The sequence below is a fragment of the Nakamurella deserti genome (assembly GCF_003260015.1).
GTDB classification, from domain to species: Bacteria; Actinomycetota; Actinomycetes; order Mycobacteriales; family Nakamurellaceae; genus Nakamurella; species Nakamurella deserti.
Window position 1 is genome coordinate 1,114,703 of record NZ_QCXS01000002.1, and the last position, 21,045, is coordinate 1,135,747.

General features: G+C 73.6%; 24 protein-coding genes. 12 read left to right on the top strand and 12 right to left on the bottom strand.

Features of this window, described 5'->3' with window-relative positions:
• Positions 1–124 precede the first annotated feature (124 nt).
• The 7 genes from DB033_RS05225 (at position 125) to DB033_RS05250 (ending at position 7,161) form a co-directional block, all read left to right on the top strand.
• Positions 125–517 (top strand): hypothetical protein, encoded by a 393-nt coding sequence (locus DB033_RS05225; RefSeq protein WP_157970512.1) that lies wholly within the window; start codon positions 125–127, stop codon positions 515–517.
• Positions 518–555: 38 nt separating this feature from the next.
• Positions 556–702, top strand: coding sequence for a hypothetical protein (locus DB033_RS20530; RefSeq protein WP_157970513.1), 147 nt, complete (start codon positions 556–558; stop codon positions 700–702).
• A gap of 422 nt (positions 703–1,124) precedes the next feature.
• Positions 1,125–2,651 (top strand): glyceraldehyde-3-phosphate dehydrogenase, encoded by a 1,527-nt coding sequence (locus DB033_RS05230; protein WP_111765749.1) that lies wholly within the window; start codon positions 1,125–1,127, stop codon positions 2,649–2,651.
• Positions 2,652–2,758: 107 nt separating this feature from the next.
• Positions 2,759–3,667, top strand: a complete 909-nt coding sequence (locus DB033_RS05235; protein WP_111765750.1) for a S41 family peptidase — start codon at positions 2,759–2,761, stop codon at positions 3,665–3,667.
• 380 nt (positions 3,668–4,047) lie between these two features.
• Positions 4,048–5,331 carry an META domain-containing protein gene (locus DB033_RS05240; RefSeq protein ID WP_111765751.1) on the top strand — a complete coding sequence of 428 codons (1,284 nt, stop codon included), beginning with the start codon at positions 4,048–4,050 and terminating at the stop codon, positions 5,329–5,331.
• Positions 5,328–6,320, top strand: coding sequence for an META domain-containing protein (locus DB033_RS05245; RefSeq protein ID WP_111765752.1), 993 nt, complete (start codon positions 5,328–5,330; stop codon positions 6,318–6,320). Before DB033_RS05240 ends, DB033_RS05245 begins: the two co-directional genes overlap by 4 nt.
• 46 nt (positions 6,321–6,366) lie before the next feature.
• Entirely contained in the window at positions 6,367–7,161 is a 795-nt protein-coding gene (locus tag DB033_RS05250) for a DUF427 domain-containing protein (protein WP_111765753.1), read from the top strand.
• Positions 7,162–7,170: 9 nt separating this feature from the next.
• Here the strand turns inward: DB033_RS05250 and DB033_RS05255 are convergent, their stop codons facing one another.
• The 4 genes from DB033_RS05255 to DB033_RS05270 form a co-directional block, all read right to left on the bottom strand.
• Positions 7,171–8,415, bottom strand: coding sequence for an RNA polymerase sigma factor (locus DB033_RS05255; RefSeq protein WP_205843658.1), 1,245 nt, complete (start codon positions 8,413–8,415; stop codon positions 7,171–7,173).
• Positions 8,412–8,789, bottom strand: a complete 378-nt coding sequence (locus DB033_RS05260; RefSeq protein ID WP_111765755.1) for a YciI family protein — start codon at positions 8,787–8,789, stop codon at positions 8,412–8,414. Before DB033_RS05260 ends, DB033_RS05255 begins: the two co-directional genes overlap by 4 nt.
• Positions 8,790–8,926: 137 nt before the next feature.
• Positions 8,927–9,145 (bottom strand): hypothetical protein, encoded by a 219-nt coding sequence (locus DB033_RS05265; RefSeq protein WP_111765756.1) that lies wholly within the window; start codon positions 9,143–9,145, stop codon positions 8,927–8,929.
• A gap of 58 nt (positions 9,146–9,203) precedes the next feature.
• Entirely contained in the window at positions 9,204–10,019 is an 816-nt protein-coding gene (locus DB033_RS05270) for an alpha/beta fold hydrolase (RefSeq protein ID WP_111765757.1), read from the bottom strand.
• Positions 10,020–10,318: 299 nt separating this feature from the next.
• Between DB033_RS05270 and DB033_RS05275 the strand changes: the two genes are divergently transcribed.
• Both DB033_RS05275 and DB033_RS05280 read left to right on the top strand, forming a co-directional pair.
• A complete protein-coding gene (locus DB033_RS05275; protein WP_111765758.1) occupies positions 10,319–11,488 on the top strand; it encodes an RtcB family protein in 1,170 nt (389 codons plus the stop codon).
• A 181-nt stretch (positions 11,489–11,669) separates the two neighbouring features.
• Positions 11,670–11,876, top strand: coding sequence for a hypothetical protein (locus tag DB033_RS05280; RefSeq protein ID WP_111765759.1), 207 nt, complete (start codon positions 11,670–11,672; stop codon positions 11,874–11,876).
• 13 nt (positions 11,877–11,889) lie between these two features.
• On the opposite strand, the gene DB033_RS05285 is transcribed toward DB033_RS05280, so the two are convergent.
• Together DB033_RS05285 and DB033_RS05290 are read right to left on the bottom strand one after the other, a co-directional pair.
• The gene (locus DB033_RS05285; protein WP_157970514.1) at positions 11,890–12,900 is read right to left on the bottom strand and encodes a hypothetical protein; all 1,011 of its coding nucleotides are present in this window, start codon (positions 12,898–12,900) and stop codon (positions 11,890–11,892) included.
• Between the two features lie 279 nt (positions 12,901–13,179).
• On the bottom strand, positions 13,180–13,971 hold the full coding sequence (locus DB033_RS05290; RefSeq protein WP_111765761.1) for a class F sortase: 792 nt from the start codon (positions 13,969–13,971) through the stop codon (positions 13,180–13,182).
• 121 nt (positions 13,972–14,092) lie between these two features.
• Between DB033_RS05290 and DB033_RS05295 the strand changes: the two genes are divergently transcribed.
• The 3 genes from DB033_RS05295 to DB033_RS05305 all read left to right on the top strand — a co-directional run bounded on the left by DB033_RS05295 (position 14,093) and on the right by DB033_RS05305 (position 16,005).
• Complete coding sequence (locus tag DB033_RS05295) at positions 14,093–14,797, top strand: DUF4142 domain-containing protein (protein ID WP_111765762.1); 705 nt, start codon at positions 14,093–14,095, stop codon at positions 14,795–14,797.
• Positions 14,798–14,946: 149 nt separating this feature from the next.
• Positions 14,947–15,618, top strand: a complete 672-nt coding sequence (locus DB033_RS05300) for a GNAT family N-acetyltransferase (protein ID WP_111765763.1) — start codon at positions 14,947–14,949, stop codon at positions 15,616–15,618.
• Between the two features lie 42 nt (positions 15,619–15,660).
• Positions 15,661–16,005, top strand: a complete 345-nt coding sequence (locus tag DB033_RS05305; RefSeq protein ID WP_111765764.1) for a GNAT family N-acetyltransferase — start codon at positions 15,661–15,663, stop codon at positions 16,003–16,005.
• A 91-nt stretch (positions 16,006–16,096) separates the two neighbouring features.
• Here the strand turns inward: DB033_RS05305 and DB033_RS05310 are convergent, their stop codons facing one another.
• From DB033_RS05310 to DB033_RS05335, 6 genes are all read right to left on the bottom strand, one after another.
• A complete protein-coding gene (locus tag DB033_RS05310) occupies positions 16,097–16,945 on the bottom strand; it encodes an alpha/beta fold hydrolase (protein WP_111765765.1) in 849 nt (282 codons plus the stop codon).
• A 209-nt stretch (positions 16,946–17,154) separates the two neighbouring features.
• Positions 17,155–17,343 carry a hypothetical protein gene (locus DB033_RS05315; RefSeq protein WP_111765766.1) on the bottom strand — a complete coding sequence of 63 codons (189 nt, stop codon included), beginning with the start codon at positions 17,341–17,343 and terminating at the stop codon, positions 17,155–17,157.
• A 33-nt stretch (positions 17,344–17,376) separates the two neighbouring features.
• The gene (locus DB033_RS05320) at positions 17,377–18,093 is read right to left on the bottom strand and encodes a class I SAM-dependent methyltransferase (protein WP_205843659.1); all 717 of its coding nucleotides are present in this window, start codon (positions 18,091–18,093) and stop codon (positions 17,377–17,379) included.
• A gap of 41 nt (positions 18,094–18,134) precedes the next feature.
• Entirely contained in the window at positions 18,135–18,527 is a 393-nt protein-coding gene (locus DB033_RS05325; RefSeq protein WP_111765767.1) for a TIGR03618 family F420-dependent PPOX class oxidoreductase, read from the bottom strand.
• Between the two features lie 36 nt (positions 18,528–18,563).
• Entirely contained in the window at positions 18,564–18,821 is a 258-nt protein-coding gene (locus DB033_RS05330) for a hypothetical protein (RefSeq protein WP_157970515.1), read from the bottom strand.
• Positions 18,822–18,900: 79 nt separating this feature from the next.
• Entirely contained in the window at positions 18,901–20,619 is a 1,719-nt protein-coding gene (locus DB033_RS05335) for a RecQ family ATP-dependent DNA helicase (RefSeq protein ID WP_111765769.1), read from the bottom strand.
• Positions 20,620–21,045: the final 426 nt, after the last annotated feature.

Below are 21,045 nucleotides of genomic sequence, written 5' to 3' on the forward strand. Positions count from 1 at the left end.
CGGTGACCACCGGGCCGCTCGTCCGGGGAGGTGCTGCGGCGGCGCGGCCACCTCCACCGCGCGAGCGCGGACCTGTCGGAGTCGGTCGGCGGCCGACCGGAGCGGGTGACGTCACAATGAGGTGGTGCACGACGCCTGCGACCCCACCGGCCGGGCCACCGCCCTGCGCGACCTGCGGGCGGCGGACGCCGCGCGCGTGCTGGGCCTGCTCGATCCGGCGACCCTGCCGGAGCGCGCCCGGCACTGGACCGGGCAGGGACTCGTCACGCCGGCGGCGCTCGCACTGGCCGGGGGGACAGGCGGCACCGACCGGTTCCCGGTGCTGCTCGCCACAGTGGCCGCGGAACACGGGGTGTCGGTCGCGGACGTCCCGACCGCCCGGGCCGTCCACGCCGAAGCCGTCCTCGGGATGACCGGCGCGGCCTTCGGACCGGCGGTGTTCGAGCTCGCGAACACCGTCACCGACGGCCTCACCTCCCGGGTCCGCCGGTGGTGGCGGAGCCGGTCCGCGGGGTGAGTCCGATCCGTCGCCGTCGTCGCCGTCCTTCCCGGCGCGTGCGGCTCTGGCTCGCCGGTGCGGCGGTACTGCTGCTGGCCGCCGCCGTGTCGACCGGCGCCCGTGGCCAGCACTCACCGGCGCCGCTGTTCCTGATGGGCCTGGCGACCGCGGCGGCGGCATGGTGGGCGCACCGCCGCCGATGATCGCCGCCGACCCCGCGCGGGTGTGCCGGCGGTCACGTCTGGACTCCGGATCCCGTTGCGGTGCGATCCTTCTCACCCGGCCGGCTCTGAATCGGTTCGGGTGCGGTAGAGAACGGCCGCTGTCGCGGTCCCTCCGGGCCCTGCGGAACACCTGCCCGGGAAGGGCACGACCGTTCCGAGACCTGTGGCGGGGTCGGGTGTGTCGAGCATCTCGCGGCGGCCGGGCCCACCTCGTGTGATCCCCGGAACACCAGCCGGGACCGGCGCCCGGCCGCGATAGTTTCGAGCCGCGGGGTGCGCCGCGCACCTGGTCCGACCGCTCACCCCCGGCCACCGGCGTCCGCCCGCGGCGTCACCGACACCTGTTCCCACCACGACGATCTCGACGCGGCGACGCGGACTCGACGAGGAGCCTCTCCCTGATGACGGAATCACTCACCACCCTGCTGGCCGAACGTGCCCAGGCACCCAAGGAGTACGAGGACACCCTCGTCGACGCCCACCGCGCGAGCTGGATCCAGCGCGAGGAGCTCGCCGAGCAGATGATCCCGCTGATCGGCCAGCTGTACCGGCGTAACGACGTGGTGACCTCGGTGTACGGCCGCAGTCTGGTGAACCGGTCCGTCATCGGCCTGCTCAAGGCCCACCGCTTCGCCCGCCAGATCGACGACGTGGAACTGCCCCTGGAGGACACGCTGCCGGTGTTGCGGACGTTGGCCGCGCTCGACCTCGGCGCCGCCTCGATCGATCTCGCGCGGTTGTCCGCGGCCTACCGCACCGACGGGGCCGGGCGCTCCCTGGAGGACTACCTCCGAGCCGAGCTGGCGCCGGTCGTCGGCGGCCGCGGTCGGAGCGTCTCGCACAGCACCGATGTCGTGCTGTACGGCTTCGGTCGCATCGGGCGGCTGCTGGCCCGCATCCTGATCGAACACGCCGGTGGCGGCCAGAACCTGCGGCTGCGTGCGATCGTGGTGCGCAAGAGCAACGTGCCGACAGCCAACGACATCGTCAAACGGGCGAGCCTGCTGCGCCGCGACACCATCCACGGCCCGTTCGACGGCACCATCACCGTCGACGCCGAGAACAACACCATCCTCGCCAACGGCACCCTCATCCAGGTCATCTACTCCGACGACCCGTCGACGGTCGACTATCCGTCGTACGGGATCGACGACGCCATCGTCATCGACAACACCGGCAAGTGGCGCAAGCCGGACGGCCTCTCGCTGCATCTGCAGTCCCCGGGGGTGGCCCGGGTGCTGCTCACCTCGCCGGGCGGCGGCGGCCTCAAGAACGTCGTCCACGGCATCAACCACACCGACATCACGCCGGACGACACCATGATCACCGCGGCGTCGTGCACCACGAACGCGATCACGCCGGTGCTGAAGGTCGTCAACGACCGGTGGGGGATCGTGCACGGGCACGTCGAAACCGTCCACTCCTTCACCAACGACCAGAACCTGGTCGACAACTTCCACGCCGGTGACCGCCGCGGTCGCTCCGCGGCGCTGAACATGGTGATCGCCGAGACCGGCGCGGCCAAGGCGGTCGCCAAGGCCCTGCCCGAGCTCGCCGGCAAGCTCACCGGCAGCGCGATCCGGGTCCCCACCGCCGACGTCTCGATGGCCATCCTCAACCTCACCCTGGAGCGGCCCACCACCAAGAGCGAGGTGAACTCCCATCTGCGGTCGGTCTCGTTGGACTCGGATCTGCACCAGCAGATCGACTACATCGAATCGCCCGAGGTGGTGTCCAGCGACTTCGTCGGATCCCGGCACGCCGGGGTGGTCGACGGTCTGGCCACGATCAGCAACGGCACCGATCTGGTGCTCTACGTCTGGTACGACAACGAGTTCGGCTACAGCTGCCAGGTCATCCGGGTGCTCGAGGAGATGGCCGCGGTGAACCCGCCGAAATTCCCGCGGCTCCTCGTCGGCACCGGCTGAGCCGAGCGGACACCCCCGGTCCGGAGGCCACTCCCGGCGGGGTGGCCGTGGCTGCGCCGTCGGCGCAACTGTGGCCGCACCGGTCGGCTCGTGGCTATGGTCGGCGCATGGACGATGCGGCGACCACCGGGACCATCGACTCCGTCGACGTTCTCGTCGACGCACTGGACTCCTGGACGGCTCGGCTGTTCCCCGACCCGCCCCGGGGCGAACTCATGGTCGCGGCGCTGCGGGCGGAGTTCGGCGGCGACGGCCGTCTCCTCAGCGGGCCGGCGGTCGCCTCGGTGGAGGCGCTGGCCCGGCGGTTCTGCCGGCACCTGGACCTGTTCTTCGAGCCCGGCGGCGGGCTCACGCCGGACGTCGACCCGCCCGGCTGGCCCACGGTCGACCCGGCAGAGGTGCGTGCGGCGGGCGGTTTCGTGTCGCAGGTCCGGCGGGAGCCCACCGGCCACGGCACCCTGGTCCTGGACCAGCTCGCCGGCGTCGCCGCGGCCGCGCCGTTCCTCCGCGCGGCCTTCGCCGTGCTCGACGGCGCGTCGGGACTCGTGCTGGATCTGCGCGACAACGGCGGCGGCGACCCGGCGACGGTCGGTATGGTGCTCGACTGGCTGCTCGGACCGGAGCACGTGCACTTCGCCGACGTCGAGTACCGGGACCGGGTCCGGCAGTGGTGGACGCCGGGCTCCGGGGTGACGACCGTGCCGGCCGACGTGCCGGTGACGGTGCTCGTCGGACGGGGCACCTTCTCCTCCGCAGAAGGTCTGGCCTACTTCCTGCAGAGCACCGGCAGGGCCACCGTCGTCGGGTCGGTCACCCGCGGCGCGGCGGACCACATCACCCCCGTCGTCGTGCTCCCGTCCGTCCGGGCGCACCTGGCCGAGGCCGTGTACCGCGATCCACGAACCGGCACCAACTGGGAGGGCACCGGGGTGGTGCCTGACGTCCGGTGTGACGACGCGGAGGCGCCGGCGGTGGCGCACCGGGTGCTCCGGGCGGCACGGACGCCGACGGGGTGACCGCAGCTGCCGTCCGATGACGGACCGGGGCCAGCGTGGCGCGATGAGTTTCGCTGTGTCGGCCGAGGCCTACCAGCACTACATGGGCCGCTTCGCCGAACGGCCGGCCCGGCGGAGCGTCCGGATGCCGGCTCCGCAACCCCGGGACCGGGTGGGATCCCTGCCCGGCGGGCGTCGGCCCGGCGCGGGCGTACGTCGCGCGTCTGGACGACGCTGCGCGAGCCGCGCTGCGCCGGCGCTGCCGCGAATTCCTGCCGGCGGGGCCCTTCGACGTGGACGCCATCGCCTGGACGGTCACCGCACGGGTGCCGGCTGGATCTTGACCACGTGCAACCCCCTGCGCACCGGTCGCGTCCTCCAGGTGACTCGGAGGAGCAGCGATGAGACATCGGACGACGGCCGCGGTGACCGCCCTGGTCCTGACCCTGACCGGATGCGCCGTGACTGCGGTGCCCGGCGTCTCGGAAGAGTCCGGCACCACACCGGCCGACACACCGGCGGCGACCGCGACGGCAACCGCGCCGGCAGCGGGGCCCTCCGTCGTCGGTACCTGGACGGTGGTGGCCGCCACGGGCATCGGGTGGCGGCCGGCTCTCCCGGCGCGTGTGGAGATCACCCGGGACGCCGTGGCCGCCACCATGGGCTGTCGGATGCTGATCGCCCCCACCGCGAGCCCACCCGACGTGGCCGGCGCGGCGGTGACGGTGTCCGGCGGCCCGGTGGACTTCGGTCTGCGCCCGTCGGACTGCGGGCCCGACCTCGACGTCGCCGAAGAGGAACTGGCCGACCTGCTCACCGGGTCGATGCGCTGGGAGGTGGCGGGGGAGCAGGCCACACTCACGGCGACCGACGGTGAGTCGACATCGCTGTCGCTGCAGCGGGTCCTGGGACCCGCGGCGGACGATCCCGACACGTTCGCCGACCCGGGGCTCGAGGGATCGTTCAACCTGCTGTACTGGACGTCGTACGAGAGTTCGCTCCCCGTCGGGACGGAGCCGCCGCCCGATGACGCCCGCACCGTGCCCAGCGGTCCCACTCTCGTTCTCACCATGGCCGACGGGCGAATCACCGCCGAGGGCAACTGCGGGACCGTCACCGGGACCTTCGCCCTCGAGGCGGGACACCTCGAGGTCGACGACCTCGCGCCGGTACCGGACGCGGCTGCAGTCGACTGCGACGCGTGGTCGCGTGAGTTCGACGACCGGGTGACGGCACTCCTGGCGGGTGCTCCGGTGCTGCACCGCACCGGCGACGAGGTCTCGGTGTCGTCACGCAACGACCGCAACGGTGTCACCGTCAGCCGGATCGCGGTGCCGGCGGACGCCGCCTTCGCCGACCGCGACTGGATCCTGCAGAGCTACCGACGGGCCGGCGGTCCGGTCGAGCCGGCGCCGGGCGGGGTCCGGGCGGTCCTGCGCTACAGCGACAACCGCCTGTCGCTCACCGGCGGGTGCAACGCCGGCGGCGGATCCGCCTACATCGCCGACGGCGTCATCCGCACCAACGGTCTCATGTCGACCGCGAGGGGCTGCGGCGATCCCCTGGAGGCGGTCGACGAGGTCATGCTCGAGCCCTTCGCCGATGCGCCGCCGGCCTACCGCATCGACGGGAACACGCTGACGATCACGTCCGACACCATCACCGTGACCTACGAAGGGGGATGACGATGGTCATGCTGCGCACGGTCATCGGGACCGCTCTCGTCACGGTGGCGCTCGCCGGTTGCGCGCCGGCCGCGACACCCCGGAGCGCCGACAGCGGCGAGACCGTCCCTGTGCCGAACGGGTCGCCCGGACAGGCCGGCACGACGGCGATGACCACCGCGGAGCCGAGCCCGCCGGGTACCGCCGGGTCGCCCGTGACGAACGCGCCCGAGCCCGGGGACGAGTTCGACGGGGTCTACCGCGTCACAGCCGACGCAGCCGTCACCGCCCTCACCGTGGTCATCCAGGACGGGAGCCTGCTGCTGACCGCGGGCTGCGACGGGCGGAGCGGCCGGGTCTCAGGTGCGGACGGCCGCCTGCAGGTCACTCTCCAGGAGGAGCCGCCGCAGATGTCCGGCCCGTACACCGACCATCTCGGCACGACGCACACCGCGACACCCACTCCGGAGCCCGCGACACCGGACCTCTGCGGGGACGCGACCGCCGCTGACCTGGAGACCGCCACCGAGGTACTGACCGCTGCGCTTTCGGTCGTCCGCAGCGGCAGGGACCTCGTCCTGTCGCCGGCCGACGGTCCGGGCCTGACCCTCATCCGACAGGAGCCGGCGCACGAGGTCACCGGTCGGCGCTGGGAGTTGGCCGACTACCGCCGCGCGGGAGGGGAGCGCGTGCCGCTCGGACCTGACGTCAGCTCCTGGTTCGAGATCTCGGAGGTGGAGCTGACGGGATCCACCGGCTGCAACGCCGTCTTCGGCGCGGTCCTCGCCGCCGCCGCGCAGTTCCGCAATTTCGGCCTCGGCCGCACCGAGAAGGCCTGCGCCGAGGAGGTCATGGTGGTCGAGAACGCCGTGACGGAACTGCTGTACCCCGTCACGGACGGGATGCCGGGAGTCAGCACGTACACCCTCTCCGAGGGCTTCCTGACGTTGACCTCGGACGCGGGGGAGCTGCGTTACCGCGACGCGGGACCCGCCCGCGGGACCGGCTGACCGGGTCGCCGTGCGCGGGCGGACACGTCGGCGCATCCTGAGCACCATGGCTCTCGATCTGCACCGGGCCGCCCTGGAGCGGTTGCCGGACCTGCGCACCGCCACCACCCCGAAACGGGTGCGGGCCCGCCATCGTGGGCGCACCGTCCTCGACACCACCCGGGCGCTGCTCGTCTGGGAGCCGCGCCGGGTCACGCCGCAGTACGCGGTGCCGGCCGCCGAACTCACCCTCGGACTCGTCCCGACGGCTCCGACGCCGCTGCCGCCGGACCTGCCGCCAGTGCTCCCGCCGGGTCGGTTCTGCTGGCACACCACCCCCGGTCGCGCGTTCGCCGCCGCCGACGGTCCCGCGGACGTCGAAGTCGCTTTCCGTCCCGACGACCCCGACCTGGACGGTCGGATGCTGCTGGACTTCGGCCGCTTCGACTGGATCGAGGAGAACCAGCCGGTCGTGAGCCACCCCCACGACCCGTTCGCCCGTATCGACGTGCTGGCCAGCGAGCGCCACATCCGGGTGGAACTCGGCGGTCGGCTGCTCGCCGAGTCCGGGCGCCCGGTGGCCCTGTTCGAGACCGGCCTGCCGGTCCGGTACTACCTCCCGCGGGAGGACCTCCGGATGGACCTGCTGCATCCGTCACCGACCCGGACCACCTGCGCCTACAAAGGTGTCGCCGGGTACGTCAGCGCCGATCTGCCCGGCGGCGACGACATCGCCTGGACCTACGAGGATCCGCTGGACGATGCGGCGAGAGTCCGTCAGCTGTGGGCGTTCTGGTCCGAGCGGGTGGAGCTGTACGTCGACGGCACGCGCTACGACGCCGCGATGCTCCCCGATCTGTGAGCCGGTCCCTCACCCAGGCAGCGCCTCCGCGCGCTGCCGTAGGAACTCCCGGACGGCCGGGTCCGTCGCCAGCGCGGCGGCGCGGACGTACGCCGACCGGGCGTCGGCGGGCCGCGCGGCGGCGGCCAGCAGGTGGGCCCGCACCGCCCAGGCCGGTTGGAAGGTCTGTGCCGCCGCGCCCAGACCGTCCAGCGCCGCGAGCCCGGCGGCAGGGCCCTCCACGTGACCCACCGCGGAGGCCCGGGCGACCCGGGCGCCGAGCGTCGGCGCCACCACGCACAGCGCCTCGTAGAGCACCCGCAGGGCCTGCCAGTCGGTCCGGCCGGTGACGGCCCGGGCGCAGTGCACCGCCTGGATGGCCGCTTCCAGCCGGAACCGGCCGGGCACGCCCGTGCCCGCGCGCCGCAGGTACGCCTCGCCCTCCGCGATCAGCGCAGGGTCCCACGAGGCCGGGTCCTGCTCGTCCAGGGGCACGTACTGCCCGGGGCGCCGGCCCGGATCCCGGGCCCGCGCCAGGGTGATCATCGCGGCCAGGCCCCACACCTCGGGCTCGTCGGGCAGCATCCCGGCCAATGTCACCGCCAGATACGCCGCCTCGTCGGCGATGTCGCCGGCGACGTCCGCGTCCGGTCGCGTCCGGGCGATCGCGAAGGCGCCGTACACCGCCTCGAGCACAGGTCCCAGCCGGTCGGTCAGCACCTCCCGGGGTGGCACCACGAACGGGATACGGGTGTCCCGGATCCGCCGCTTGGCCCGTACCAGCCGCTGCGCCATCGCCGCCGGTGCCACCGCGAACGCGGCGGCGATCTGCGCGGCCTCGAAACCCAGGACGGTCTGCAGCAGCAACGGCGTCCGGATGGCCTCCTCGATCGCCGGATGGGCGCAGACGAAGAGCAGGGCCAGCCGGCGATCGGGGATGCGGTCCGGATCGAGGTCGGTGAAGACGTCGGCCGACGGATCGGGCCGGTCGGACCGCCGGTCGTCGAAGGCCAGCGGGACGGTGCTGCGATGGGCGACGGACTTCCACAGGTCGCGCTGCCGGTTGCGGGCCACCGTGATCAGCCACCCCTCGGGATTCGACGGCACACCGTTCTCCGGCCAGCTGCGCAGCGCCTCTTCGAAGGCCCCCGACAACGCGTCCTCGGCGAGTTGCAGATCGCCGTGCAGTGCCGCGAGGACGGCGACGAGCCGGCCGTAGGAGGTGCGCGCGGTGCGGGCCGCGACCGCGCGTACCTCCCCGTCGGCCGTGGTCACGCGTTCGGCCGCCAGGCGCCGTCGGCGTAGAACACCGCACCCGGCCGCACCTCGACCGCACCCCATTCGACCGAGGGTGCCTGCTGCGCCCAGCCGAGCGCGGCATCCAGGTCGGGGACGTCGACCACGAAGCTGCCACCGAGCTGCTCCTTGGTGTCGGCGTACGGGCCGTCCTGGATGTGCAGCCGACCGTCGCGGGTCCTGACCGTGGTGGTGCTCGCGGATGGCTGGAGCACCTCGGCCGACAGCAGCACACCGGCCGCGGACAACGCGTCGGCGTAGGCGGCGAAGGCGCGCTGCCCGTACTCCTGTCCCTCGGGACCGAGCTCCTCGGGCGACATCTCCGGGTAGTGCAGCAGCAGGGTATAGCGCATGGGGTGTTCCTTCCCGTGGGGCGGCGTCCGCTGCGGACCCGCCGTCGATGGTGACACCTGCATGACGAGCCGGCACCGCCCCGATCGACATCGTGGGCGCAACGGTTCGGTCCGGGCAGCGGATCCGCCGACGCCCGTCACACCGGGCCGGGTTGGGTGACCATCAGCACCGTGCGGGGATCCGCGGCGAGCAGGTCGACCGTCCGCTCAGCAGGCGCCGTGCCCGGGTGGGCGGTCGGTTCCTCGACCAGCAGGATCGACGCCGGGCTCAACAGCGCCGGGGCCGCTTCGAGCCGCGCCGGCCCACCGGCCGACAGCCGCTCGCCGGGTTCACCGATCCACCCGTGCAGACCCACCGTTGCGAGCACCGGATCGAGACCGGCTCGCAGCAGTGCGTTCGGCCGTCGGCCGAACTCAGGACGCTCGGCTGCGCACCCGGAGCAGGATCGCTTCGGAGACGTCGTCCGGTCGGGTCTCGGGCAGGAAGTGTCCGGCGTCGAGCTCGACGAAGCGGTAGTCGCCCGAGACCTGCCCGGCGGTCCGCTCGGCGGCGGTGCGGCCCAACGCGGCGTCGTGCCGACCCCAGACGTACGTGGTCGGCACGGTGACCTCACCGATCGGTGTGCCGGCGGCGAAGGGCACCGCGCGGTACCAGTTCAGCGGGCCCGTCAGCCGGCCCCGCAGACCCGCGAGGTACTCGTCGGCGAGGTCGGCGGGCAGGCCCATGGAGCGCAACGAGCGGCCCAGGACCAGCGGCAGCACCGCCTCGGGCAGCAGCGGTGCCTGGAACAGGCCGATGTACCAGGACCGCAGTGCCTGGTCGCTGCGCAGCAGCGACGCCGCCATCGCCGTCGGGTGCGGGGTGGACAGCACGGTGAGCGAGGCGATGCGGTCGGGGTGCCAGGCGGCCGCCGCCCAGGCGACGGCACCGCCCCAGTCGTGACCGACCAGATGTACCCGGTCGAGTCCTGCGGTGTCCAGCAGCGCCCGTACGTCGTCCACGAGATCGACGGTGCGGTACCGGCTGCGACCGGCCGGGGTGTTCGCGGGGGCGTACCCGCGTTGGGTCGGCACCAGCGTGCGCAGGCCGTTGGCGTTCAGGGCGCGACCGACCGCGGAGAACGACGACGGCAGCTGCGGGAAGCCGTGCAGCAGCACGACGGCGGTGGCGTCGCGGTCGCCGTCGTCGAGGACGGGGAACGTGAGACCGTCCCGGGTGAAGGAGTCCATGGTCGACCTCTCGCAGCGGCAGCAGATGCCCTGCCTCTACCCGCCGCCGCCGTGCGGCGCGCGCAGCGGACCGGCTTCCCCCGCCCGGCCCTGTCGTGGCGGTAATGCCGTGGCCTCCGGGAGCGCACCGACGTACCGTGCTCGGGACGGCCGCCGGGGCCGCGACGCACCAGGACGGACACCGTGAACGCGACGACGAGGCGACAACCACCGAGACGGAGTGCCTCCCGCACTCCGTCCCGGCGTCGCTGACCCCCGCTCACCACCGCCCTCCCGGCGGACACCCCTGAGGGACTCCCGTGATCCAGATCAACTCCCGGCTGCTCAGCTGGGCCTCCATCCTCGACGAGCTGTCGCTGGCCCAGGCCGAGCGCACCGCCACCATGCCGTTCATCCACCCGCACCTGGCGTTGATGCCGGACGCCCACCTCGGCAAGGGAGCCACCGTCGGCTCGGTCATCCCCACGCTGGGTGCCATCATCCCGGCAGCGGTCGGGGTCGACATCGGGTGCGGGATGCGGGCCGTGCGTACCGGTTTCACCCGTGCCGACCTCGTCGGCCGGGACCTCACCCTGCTGCGGCAGTCGATCGAACGCGACATCCCGCTGTCGGCGGGACAGCAGAACCGTCGGCTGCGGGAGACCGCGGAGAACCGGGTGGCCGAGCTGGAGTCGGTGGCGGCGGAGCTGCTGCCGGTCATCGACGGGCGTTCGTCCCGCTGGCGCCTGCAGCTGGGGTCCCTGGGCAGCGGCAACCACTTCCTGGAGGTGACGCTGGACGAGCTGGACCGGGTGTGGCTGTTCCTGCACTCCGGGTCGCGGGGTGTGGGCAACCGGATCGCCCAGCACCACATCGGGGTCGCCCAGCGGCTGGCCGAGAAGTGGTGGATCCCGCTGCCCGACAGGGATCTCGCGTACCTGGTCGAGGACACACCCGAGTTCGACGCCTACATCACCGAACTCACCTGGGCGCAGCACTTCGCGCTGCTCAACCGCGACGAGATGATGGACCGGATGATCCGCTGCCTGCGGTACTGGATCGACGCCGAGGTGGAGGTGTTCGACGACATCAACTGCCACCACAACTATTCGGCCTCGGAGCGGCACTTCGGCCGGCAGGTCTGGGTGTCCCGGAAGGGCGCCATCAACGCCGAGGCCGGACGTCCGGGACTCGTTCCGGGATCGATGGGGACGGCGTCGTTCGTCGTGGTCGGAAAGGGCAACCCGGCGTCGCTGAACTCGTCACCGCACGGCGCCGGGCGGGTGCAGTCGCGGTCCAGCGCCCGCCGGACGTTCACCGGCGACGAACTCCGGGCGGCGATGCGGGGCATCGAGTACCGCGACTCCGACCAGTTCATCGACGAGATCCCGGCGGCGTACAAGCCGATCGAGCGGGTGATGGACGATGCGGGGGATCTGGTCGAGGTCGTGCACGAGCTGCACCAGATCGTCAACGTCAAGGGCGCCTGAGCCTGCGCCGTCGACAGGTTTCCGGAGTCGACGTCCGCGGAGCCACCCCCGGATCCTTCCCGCCGTGGCGGGACTCCCGCCACGGCCCCGGGGGCGGCAGGGGTGGCCGGGGTGCCCCGCGGGTACCAGCTGCACGAACGGACGGCGCCCGACACCGGCGTCCACGAGACCGGAGGCGCAGATGGCACACATCGAGCAGATCAGGACGCGGGTGGCGGAGATCGCCGACACCTGGCCGGACCGTCCGCGGGACGAGGTCGCTCCCTGGGTCGAGGAGTTGCGGGGATACACCGAGGAGATCGGCACCGACGACCATCCGGACGCCGGCGAGCTGTCGGCCCAGATCCTGCAGCTCATCGACAACATCGAGAACCTCAACGGCAGCTGAGCGCCGGGTCCCGTCACCGCAGCGGCAGCTCCCGGTCGCCCAGACCGATGAGCGACCCGACGAGGGCGCCGTCGCCCACCAGGCCGGCCACGCACAGCGGTAACGCGCCCTGGTAGGGCACCGGCTGCCGGGTCACGACGTCGACCCGTACCCGGCCGCCGAAGGTGGGGTCGGCGCGGCCGGTCATGGTGGCCGCGAGCTGCACGCAGGCGGCGGCCCGGTCGTCGGCGGACCCCACCCACGACCGGTCCGGCCAGCCCAGCACCTCGGTCCGGTGGGGCAGATCGCAACGGGACAGCGCCGCGGAGCCGTCCGGTCGGCAGTTCGCCCCGAGCGACGGCGGGCGCGGGACGGGTGACGTCGACCGCCAGCGCAGCGGACCGGCCCACGACGCGTCGTCGGCCGCGACGACCACACACGAGAGCCACCGCCACCGCGGCGGGCTGCCGTCGTCAGGAGCGCGCAGCAGGGCCGGCACCACCCGTGGCGGTACCGGCAGCCACGGGGTGGCGTCCCCGGGTGGCGTGATGTACTCCTGCGCCGCCCGCCAGCACGCGGTGACGAGGTGCTCGGTGACGCCACCCATCGCCCGGTCCGGGCCGTCCGACGGTCGATCGAGGTACCGGGAGAACCGCGAGAGTCGTTCCACGATCGGATCGTCGGCCCGCCAGGCGGCCACCACCTCGGCCCGGTGCGGCCCCGCGCAGTCGACGACACCGCCGTCGGCCGTTGCCGGGTCGACCGCCGGGCCGGCGGCCGCCGGGTCGGACGGAACCGACAGGCAGCTGCCCACCGCCGGTGGCTCGGGCAGCGGTGCCCGGGCCGCCGCCGCACCCCACGGGCGGGCCAGCAACGCCGGTACGGTCACGCCCGCGAGGAGGGCGAGTGCGAGCAGCAGCACGCCCATCGGGCGCGACCGGATGGAGACGGGGCCTCCTGCGGCGCCTCCCGGCGTCACCGGCACGACCGGGAGCGCTGCGTCGGGGGAGAGTCCGGGCGGGTCGGCCGACGGGCGGGAGGACACCGCACCATCATGCCCGTGGGGCGTTCGCGCCGACCCGGCGACGTCCGGGCCGTGGTGGTTCCGCGGCGCACCGTGCGGCGGTGCGGGAACGTCGGCCGACCCGCGGCTGCCGAACACCGCCGAACCCGTCACCGGGTGCCGTCGGTGGACTGCGCCTCACCGACCCGTTCCGGCGTGGTTCCGACACGCCGACCCGGCGAGCGGGGCGGGCGTGGAGACGCCACCGCCTCCGGTGGATCGTCGGGGAGACGTCGCGCCCGGACCCGACGGCCCCGGCGGTCAGCCGGTGACGGGTACGGCGGTGACCGCGACGTTGTCCTCGTAGGAGCCGCGGTCGCGGTCGAACGGGCCGCCGCAGGTCACCAGGACCAGCGTCGGCGGGCCCGACCGGTCGAACAGCGCGGCGGGCAGCGGCGCCGACTTGGGGAACGTCTGGCGGGCGGTGACCGCGTAGGCGACCGTCCGGCCGGACGCGGTGGTCACCGTGACGAGGTCGCCCTCGACGAGGTCGCGCAGGTGCACGAAGAAGCCGACGCCGGCACTGGCGGAATCCACGTGGCCGTCCAGCACCGTGGTCCCCGCGGCCGCGCCGACCCACGCACTCGCGGCCCACCAGCCCACCCGACGCGGGTCCTCCGGAACCTGGAGCGTCCCGTCGACGGCGAACACCTCGTCGATCGGGGCGGACACGGCCAGCCGGTCCAGCCTGACCTCCACCGGCCGGTCCGCCGCCGGGACCGCCGGCGTCACCGGACCGCCGGCTTCCGGGGCGTCCGTGCCGGTGGCGGGATCGGCTTCCACAGCGGTCGGCGGGGATCCGCCGTCGGTCGTCCCGGGCCCGGCCGGGGTCGCCACCGTCGTCCCGGGTACCGCCGGCGTCGGCGACGAGGGCTCGGCCGGGGAGAAGGCCGGCTCGGTGGTGGGGACGGACGGGGCCACGACAGCGGTCCGTGGAGCCGCGTCCGTACCGAAGTCCGCAGCCGGTGCCGCGCTCAACCGCGTGGCGCCGACCGCCGTCAGCGTGACGCCGGCGACGACCGCCGCGAGCCCCCACCGTCTTCGCAGCGTCATGACGACACAGTCTGCCGTGCTGCCGGAGTCACTGGAAGAGATGACACCCACGGGTTTAGCGGGGAGGTGATGACGGGCATCGGGAAGTGTGACCCGTACCACCAGTCGAAAGGTGTGACCCGTGACCGCACGATCGATACCGGCGCCCCGAACCACGCGCCCGACCTCCCGCGGCTGGTGGGTGGGTCTGTTCACCGCCGCCGCCCTCGTCGCTCTGCCCGGCGCCGCCCTCGCCGCCGCCCCGTCGACCCAGGACACCACCTACCTGACGTCCAACATCCAGACCAGCCTGGCCGAGGTCACCATCGGCAACCTCGCGCTGTCCAAGTCCGACGACCCGGGTGTGCAGGAGCTGGCCGACATGACCATCGCCGACCACACGGCGGCGCTGGCGAAGGCGACCGCCGTGGCTCAGCAGGTCGGGATCCCGGTTCCCACCGAGCCGAGCGCGGAACAGAAGGCGCAGGCGGCCCAACTGGAAGCGGCGTCCGGCGCCGCCTTCGACCAGCTCTACGCCCAGATTCAGGTGGCCGGTCACACCAAGAGCGTCGCGTCGACCAACACCGAGATCAGCAGCGGCAGCGAACAGGCGGTCATCCAGTACGCCACCGAGTACCTGCCCGTCGCGACGCACCACCTGGAGATGTCGCAGGACGTCCTGGACGCCACCGGCGGCAGCCCGACCGCGGTGCCCGCCGGCACCGGCGGGGACGCGGCCGACGGTGTCGACCCGGCAGCCGGTTGGCTGCTCGGTCTCGGCGTCGTCGCGGCGGCCGGTGGCATCCTGCTGCTGCGTGGACGCGGCGCTCGGCAGAACTCGCACTGACGGTCGTCGCCCGGGAGCTGCCGGGGTCGTCACGATCCCGGCAGTCCCTCGGGCGGTCCGTCGCCACGATGCGTCCGCCCGGCCGCCAGGGTGGACCGGCGTCCTGAAAACCAGCTGCGGGACCTGCGGTGGTCGGATTGACTGACCCGATGCCGGTCCTGCCTCTGCACACCTCCCGCCTGCTCCTGCGGGTCATGCGCTCCACCGACGCGGCGGTCCTGGCCGCGTACCGCAACGATCCCGCCGTCGCCCTCCACCAGGACTGGGATCTCCCGTTCGCGCTGACCGACGCGGTCGCGTTGCTCGAGAAGCAGGACGATGTCGACGATCTCGTTCCCGGACGGTGGTTGCAGATCGGCCTCGAGACCGCTGACGGCACGGTCGTCGGCGACGCGGCCGTCGGCATCGACAGCACGGGCGCGATCGCCGTGCTCGGCTACTCACTGGCGGTCGAGCACCAGGGCCGGGGTTACGCCACCGAAGCCGCCACCGCCCTGATCGACGCCGTCTTCGCCGGCACCACGGTGCACCGGATCCTGGCGACCGTGGACCCCGCCAACCACGCATCGCTGCGGGTCGTCGAGCCGCTGGGCTTCCGTTACGAGGGTCTGGCCCGGCGGGCCGCGCCGGTCCGTGGCGCATGGGCCGACGACCTGCGGTTCGCCCTGTTGCGGGAGGACCGCACGGCCTGGCTGAACCGGACGACGTCACCGCCGACGGAGGTCGATCTGGTGCCCCTCACGGCGGATCGTCTGGCCGAGGTCCGGCGGCTCGAGACGTTCCGCTTCCAGCGTGCGTTCGTCGCCCCGGTGGACGCCTGACTCGCCCAGGCGCTGATCCCCGGTGAGCGCGACGGCCGACCGGTGGTGCCGTGGTACCGCGCCGTCGTCGCCGACGGGGCTGTCGTCGGCTTCGTGATGCTGGCCGAAGCCGACGCCGGCACTCCGGTTCCCTACCTGTGGCGGCTGCTCGTCGACCGCAGCCACCAGCGACGGGGCATCGGCCGACAGGTCGTCGCGCGCGTGGTCGACGGCCTCGCCGCCCGCGGACACACCGCGTTGTTGGTGTCCTGGGCGTCCGGACCCGGTGGACCCGAGCCGTTCTACCGTGGACTCGGCTTCGAGCCGACCGGTGAGAGGGACGGAGACGAGACCGTCGCCCGCCTGGAGTTCGGCCACCACGGCAGACGGGGCGACAGCCAGGTGTAGGGGCGGCGCGGCACCGCGAGCCACCCGATGGTCATGGTTCCACGCGCGGACGGCGTCGCGTCGAGGTCGTCACCCGCGGTACGGATCCTCGTCAGTCTCCCCTCGGCGCGCCGCGGACGGCTCCGAGCGGCTCCGGTGCCGACCGGGTCCCGGCTGCCCGCGCTGCGGCGACGGCTCCGTCGACGAGCGCCAGGATCGCCGCCGGCCGGTCGGACTGCGGTGCGTGTCCGGCGCCGAACAGCGGGGTGAACCGGGCCGTGGGGATCAGCACCCGGAACCGTGGTGTCTGCCCGCCGGCGAGCACATCGGCGGTGCCCTGCGCGAGCACGACGGGGATGTCGGGGATCCGCAGGTCGGTCGGGACGTCGCTCAGGACGGCGTGCCAGAGCAGCCGCCAGAAATCGCCGGCGCCGGCGATCCCGTCGCGCAGCGCCAGAGCCTCGGGGCGACTGGCGCGCCACGGCATGGACCGCAGACCCGTCAGGAGGACCGTGCGACCCCACCGGGACCGGGACGCCGGTTCGATCAGCCGCCGGCTGGATCGCAGCACCATCCGGGTACCACCCAGAAGCGCTCCCTCGTAGAGCCTCTCGGGCGGCAGGCCGAGCCCGGAGGGGGCGATGGCCACCACCGACAGGGCGCGGCCGCGAGCCGCGAGCTCCAGCGCGATGCGCCCGCCGAGGGAGTTGCCCACTAGGTGCACCCGGTGCAGCCCCAGATCGTCGAGGTCCGCCTCGATCGCATCGGCGAGCGCGGCCACCGAGGGGACACCGGTCACGGCGGGGGACGCTCCCTGCCCCGGGAGGTCCGGTGCGAAGACCGCGTACCGGTCGTCGAGGGCGGGGCGCAGGGCGGTGAAGTCGGCGTGGGTGCTGCCGATGCCGTGGAGCAGCACCAGCGGCTCGCCGTGACCGGCGTGATCCCAGAACAGGCGGGGCATGGGGGCACCTCCACGGAGAGGCGCCGGCGGCTGCGGCGCGTCCCGTCAGGACGACCGTCGGGGTTCGATCGGCCCGGAGCGTGTCGGCCCCGTCTCAGAGGTGGGTACCCAGCGTCCATCGCGGTGCGCGCACCGACCGGCTGTGATCCGACCGACAGGCCGGACGTGCGGAAGGCCCGGCCGTCGGTCGGCCGGGCCTTCCGTCCCGCTCAGGAGCCGGAGCGCCGCCTGCGCACCCGGCCGGGGAGCACCAGCAACCCGGCGCCCGCCAGGAGCAGCAGCAGGCCGATCGGGATCAGCCGGCCCACCGGCTCGCCGGTGTAGGCGAGCGTGCCGCCGCCCTGACCGCTACCGCCACCGCCGGTGCCACCGCTCGACCCCGACGCCGCCGCTGTCACGTCGACCCGGAGTCGACCGCCGGCGGACGGGCCTCAGTCCGGGTACACCCGATCGACGCGGACCAGGGAGGTGAGGGGCACCGTGGCGGTCCCGCGGCGGTGTGCTTCGGCGCGGGCGACCGCGGCCAGTGCCATCAGCCGCCGCCGACGTTCGGCGGGCGGCAGGACCGCGTACGCGGAGTAGGTGCCGTACAGCTCGGCCAGGTCGTCGGGGGTGATCCGGCGGACCCACGGGAACGACGCGGTCTCGGTCCGGACGCCGGCCGGTCCCGGCGCGTCCGGCTCCGGTCCGGCGTGCGGGTCCACCGGTGCCGGACGCGACAGGTCCATCGCGGCGAGCTCGTGCTCCCAGGGTTGCGTCGGCGTCGGGATGTGGCCGATGAGACCCAGCCGGCCGCCCGGCCGGAGGATCCGACGCACTTCCGACCAGGCCCTCACGGGGTCGAACCAGTGCCAGGCCTGCGCCACCACGACGGCGTCGACGCTGGCGTCGGCCAACGGCAGTTGCTCGGCCGGCGCCCGGTGGGCGGTGACCGTCGGGTGCCGCCGCCGCAGCACCGCCAGCATCGCGGCGTCCGGCTCGACCGCCACCACCGTCAGCCGCCGGGCGACCAGTGAATCGGTGAGCTTGCCGGTGCCCGCGGCGATCTCGGCCACGGTGCGCGCGGCCGGATCGAGCAGCCAGTCGACCGCCGCGTCCGGATACCCGGGGCGCAGCCGATCGTAGGCGGCGGCGACGGAACCGAACACCGACGCCCGGGCCGCCGTTCCCCCGTCGCCGGACGTCCGGGTCAGCCCGTCCCCTGGATCTTGTCCGCGGCGATGGTCAGGATGAGCCGTTGCTGGTCCCGGCCGCCGTACCACGGGTACGGGCGGCCGGTGTAGCGCTGCGCCAGCGCCTCGATGTGATCGGCACCGCCGTCGGTGGTCGTCCGCACGACGCGCCCGCGCACCTCGAAGTAGCGCGACGGGTCCGCCGGATCGGACACCGTCACGGCCACCCGGGGGTCACGGGCGACGTTGCGGTCCTTCTGGTATCCGACCACCGTGTTGACGAGGACGTTCTCGCCGTCGGTGTCGACCCAGGTCTGCGTCAGTTGTGGTGCGCCGTCGGGCATCAGCGTCGCGACGTAGCAGGGGCTCGACCCACGGAGCAGGGCGAGAAGGGCAGGGGGCAACTGCACGGGAACCTCCGGGTCGTGGGCACCCGCCAGTATCGGTCAGCCGGCGGTGCGTGCGGGGGACGGTGCCTCCGGCGTGGTGCCGGGATCGACCGGTCCCGCCGGGTCCGCGACCGCGTCGGCGACGAAGGCCAGCACCTTCGCCGCCGGCATCTCGCAGGGTTGCAGGCGGTCGCCGTCGTAGAGGTTGGCGCTGATGACGTCGGTGCCGCCGAGTTCCTCGGCGTACAGCTTCTGCACCCGGCCGCCCGCCGCCCACGTCCTGGAGACGCCGTACCGCCGGCCCCGATAGGTCATGGACGACCATCCCCGTGGGATCCGGCCGAAGAGGGCGTCGACGGTGCTCACCCGGTCCAGCATGCCCCGTCCGTCGCGGTCAGGCTGCGTTCCGGTGACCGGTGACACCGTCGTCGGCGATCAGCAGGCCGTGGGTGCGTACGGCCTCGGCGTCCAGGGTGCGGTAGCCGACGTCGTCGAACAGCACGGTCAACCGGTCCGGCTCGACCGACATCACGACGCCGTGTCCCCACCGCGGGTGCCGCACAGGACTGTTGACCGCGGTCGGGCCGTCCGCGTCCGGGTGCCGACAGGCGGTACCCGCTGCGCAGGTGTCGCAGTTGCCGCAGGGCTCGGTGAGTTGCTCACCGAAGTAGCCGAGCAGGAACTGGCGCCGACAACCCGTGGTCTCGGCGAAACCGCGCATCATCTCGACCCGGGACCGGATCAGCTGCTGGTGCGCGTCCGCGGCCTCCCGGCACCGTTCCAGCGCGGTCCGGGTGTCCAGATCCGGGTCGATCCAGTCGACCGCCGTTCCGTCCGAGGCCACGGCGCCGACCTGTTCGAGGAGGTTGAGCGCCCGGGTGCGCCGAGCCGGGCCGGCGTCGATGCGCCGACCCAGCTCCGTGGGGGTGACCGGCGTCGCGGAACCCCGCAGCACGCCGGCGATCTCGCGGATCGCGTCCTCCGGGAGTCGGGAGGCGGTGAGGAAGGTCTGAAGATGCAGGTCCTCCGGGCGGTACCAGAGATCCACCTCGGCGGGATCGCCGTCCCGACCGGCCCGGCCGATCTGCTGGTAGTACGTGTCCAGGGATTCCGGGACCGCGGCGTGGACGACGAACCGCACGTCGGGCACGTCGATCCCCATCCCGAACGCCGAGGTGGCGACCACGATGTCGATCTTCCCGGCGAGGAAGTCCTCGTGGACCCGGCGGCGCTGCGTCGCGCGCAGACCGGCGTGGTACGCGGCCGCCGACAGCCCGTGCACCGTCAGCTCGGCGGCGTAGTACTCGGTGTCACGGCGGCTCGCGGTGTAGACGAGGCCCCGGTGCGGTCGGCCGGCGGCGAGCTCCCGGACACGCTCCACGACCGCCAGCCGCTTCCGGTCGTCGTCCGCGGTGCGGTCGACGGTCAACCGGAGCTCCGGCCGATCGAATCCGGCGACGACCCGGCAGGGGTCCCGCAGGCCGAGCCGGGCCTCGATGTCGTCCCGTACCGGTGGTGCGGCGCTCGCGGTCAGCGCCACCACGCGCGGGCGCCCGAGCCGCTCGACGACCCCGCCCAGCCGCAGGTACTCCGGGCGGAAGTCGTGGCCCCAGGCGGACACGCAGTGCGCCTCGTCCACCACGAGGAGTCCGACCCCGAGGGTCGCGAGGGCGTCGGTCACGTCGTCACGGGCCAGCTGTTCGGGCGAGACGAAGAGGTACTTCGCCGACCCGTCCCGGACGGCCGACCAGGCGGCGTCGCGCTCCGCGACCCGCTGTGCCGAGTTGATCGCGACGGCGGCCGGTGCCGAACTCGCGGCCAGCCCTTCGATCTGGTCGTGCTGCAACGCCAGGAGCGGCGACACCACCACCGTCAGGCCGTCGATCAGGACGGCGGGGACCTGATAGATCGCCGACTTCCCGGCCCCGGTCGGCAGCACCGCCAGGACGTCCCGGCCGGCCATCAACTGTTCCATCGCACGCAACTGGTCGGGCCGCAGTTCGTCCCAGCCGAACACCGTCGCCGCGGTCTCCGTCAGCTCCCGGCTGACCTGCGCCGACACCGGGGTGTCGTCCACCGTCGACGCGCAGCCGGGGGCCAGCGGAGTCGTCATCGGGAGGCCGCCGTGCGCGAGGTGTGCGGGAGCCCGGGTTCGCCGGGGACCCTGCGGAACCCGACTCCGGGTGTGCCCCCGGTCCGCGGACCGGCCCACGGCGTCCCGCCGGCCACGGCGGGTACCCCGGCCCGTGCGGGACGGACGACACCACCGGACCGTGCGGCCGCCACCGGGTGCCGCACCACCGACCGTGCGTCCGCGTCCCGGACGGCCGCGGTGTGGACCGGGTGGGCCCGTCCGGAGGTGCGTGGGGCCTGCCGCCCCCCGGCGTCGGCGCTGCGGCTGTGGACGGCCCGGGCATCCGCCGCCCCGCGGTCGTGGTCGGGGATGGTGCGGTCGCGGTCGTCGGCGATGACGTCCGGCGTGTCCGGCGTGACCATGGTGTTCCTCCGGGGTGTCGGTTCCACGGCGGCACCGATGCCG

What these genes read in the sequence shown, in the direction of transcription:
- DB033_RS05230 (WP_111765749.1), top strand. Translation starts at nt 1,125, where the DNA reads ATGACGGAATCACTCACCACCCTGCTGGCCGAACGTGCCCAGGCACCC.
- DB033_RS05235 (WP_111765750.1), top strand. Translation starts at nt 2,759, where the DNA reads ATGGACGATGCGGCGACCACCGGGACCATCGACTCCGTCGACGTTCTC.
- DB033_RS05240 (WP_111765751.1), top strand. Translation starts at nt 4,048, where the DNA reads ATGAGACATCGGACGACGGCCGCGGTGACCGCCCTGGTCCTGACCCTG.
- DB033_RS05245 (WP_111765752.1), top strand. Translation starts at nt 5,328, where the DNA reads ATGACGATGGTCATGCTGCGCACGGTCATCGGGACCGCTCTCGTCACG.
- DB033_RS05250 (WP_111765753.1), top strand. Translation starts at nt 6,367, where the DNA reads ATGGCTCTCGATCTGCACCGGGCCGCCCTGGAGCGGTTGCCGGACCTG.
- DB033_RS05260 (WP_111765755.1), bottom strand. Translation starts at nt 8,789, where the DNA reads ATGCGCTATACCCTGCTGCTGCACTACCCGGAGATGTCGCCCGAGGAG.
- DB033_RS05270 (WP_111765757.1), bottom strand. Translation starts at nt 10,019, where the DNA reads ATGGACTCCTTCACCCGGGACGGTCTCACGTTCCCCGTCCTCGACGAC.
- DB033_RS05280 (WP_111765759.1), top strand. Translation starts at nt 11,670, where the DNA reads ATGGCACACATCGAGCAGATCAGGACGCGGGTGGCGGAGATCGCCGAC.
- DB033_RS05290 (WP_111765761.1), bottom strand. Translation starts at nt 13,971, where the DNA reads ATGACGCTGCGAAGACGGTGGGGGCTCGCGGCGGTCGTCGCCGGCGTC.
- DB033_RS05300 (WP_111765763.1), top strand. Translation starts at nt 14,947, where the DNA reads ATGCCGGTCCTGCCTCTGCACACCTCCCGCCTGCTCCTGCGGGTCATG.
- DB033_RS05310 (WP_111765765.1), bottom strand. Translation starts at nt 16,945, where the DNA reads ATGCCCCGCCTGTTCTGGGATCACGCCGGTCACGGCGAGCCGCTGGTG.
- DB033_RS05330 (WP_157970515.1), bottom strand. Translation starts at nt 18,821, where the DNA reads ATGACCTATCGGGGCCGGCGGTACGGCGTCTCCAGGACGTGGGCGGCG.
- DB033_RS05335 (WP_111765769.1), bottom strand. Translation starts at nt 20,619, where the DNA reads ATGACGACTCCGCTGGCCCCCGGCTGCGCGTCGACGGTGGACGACACC.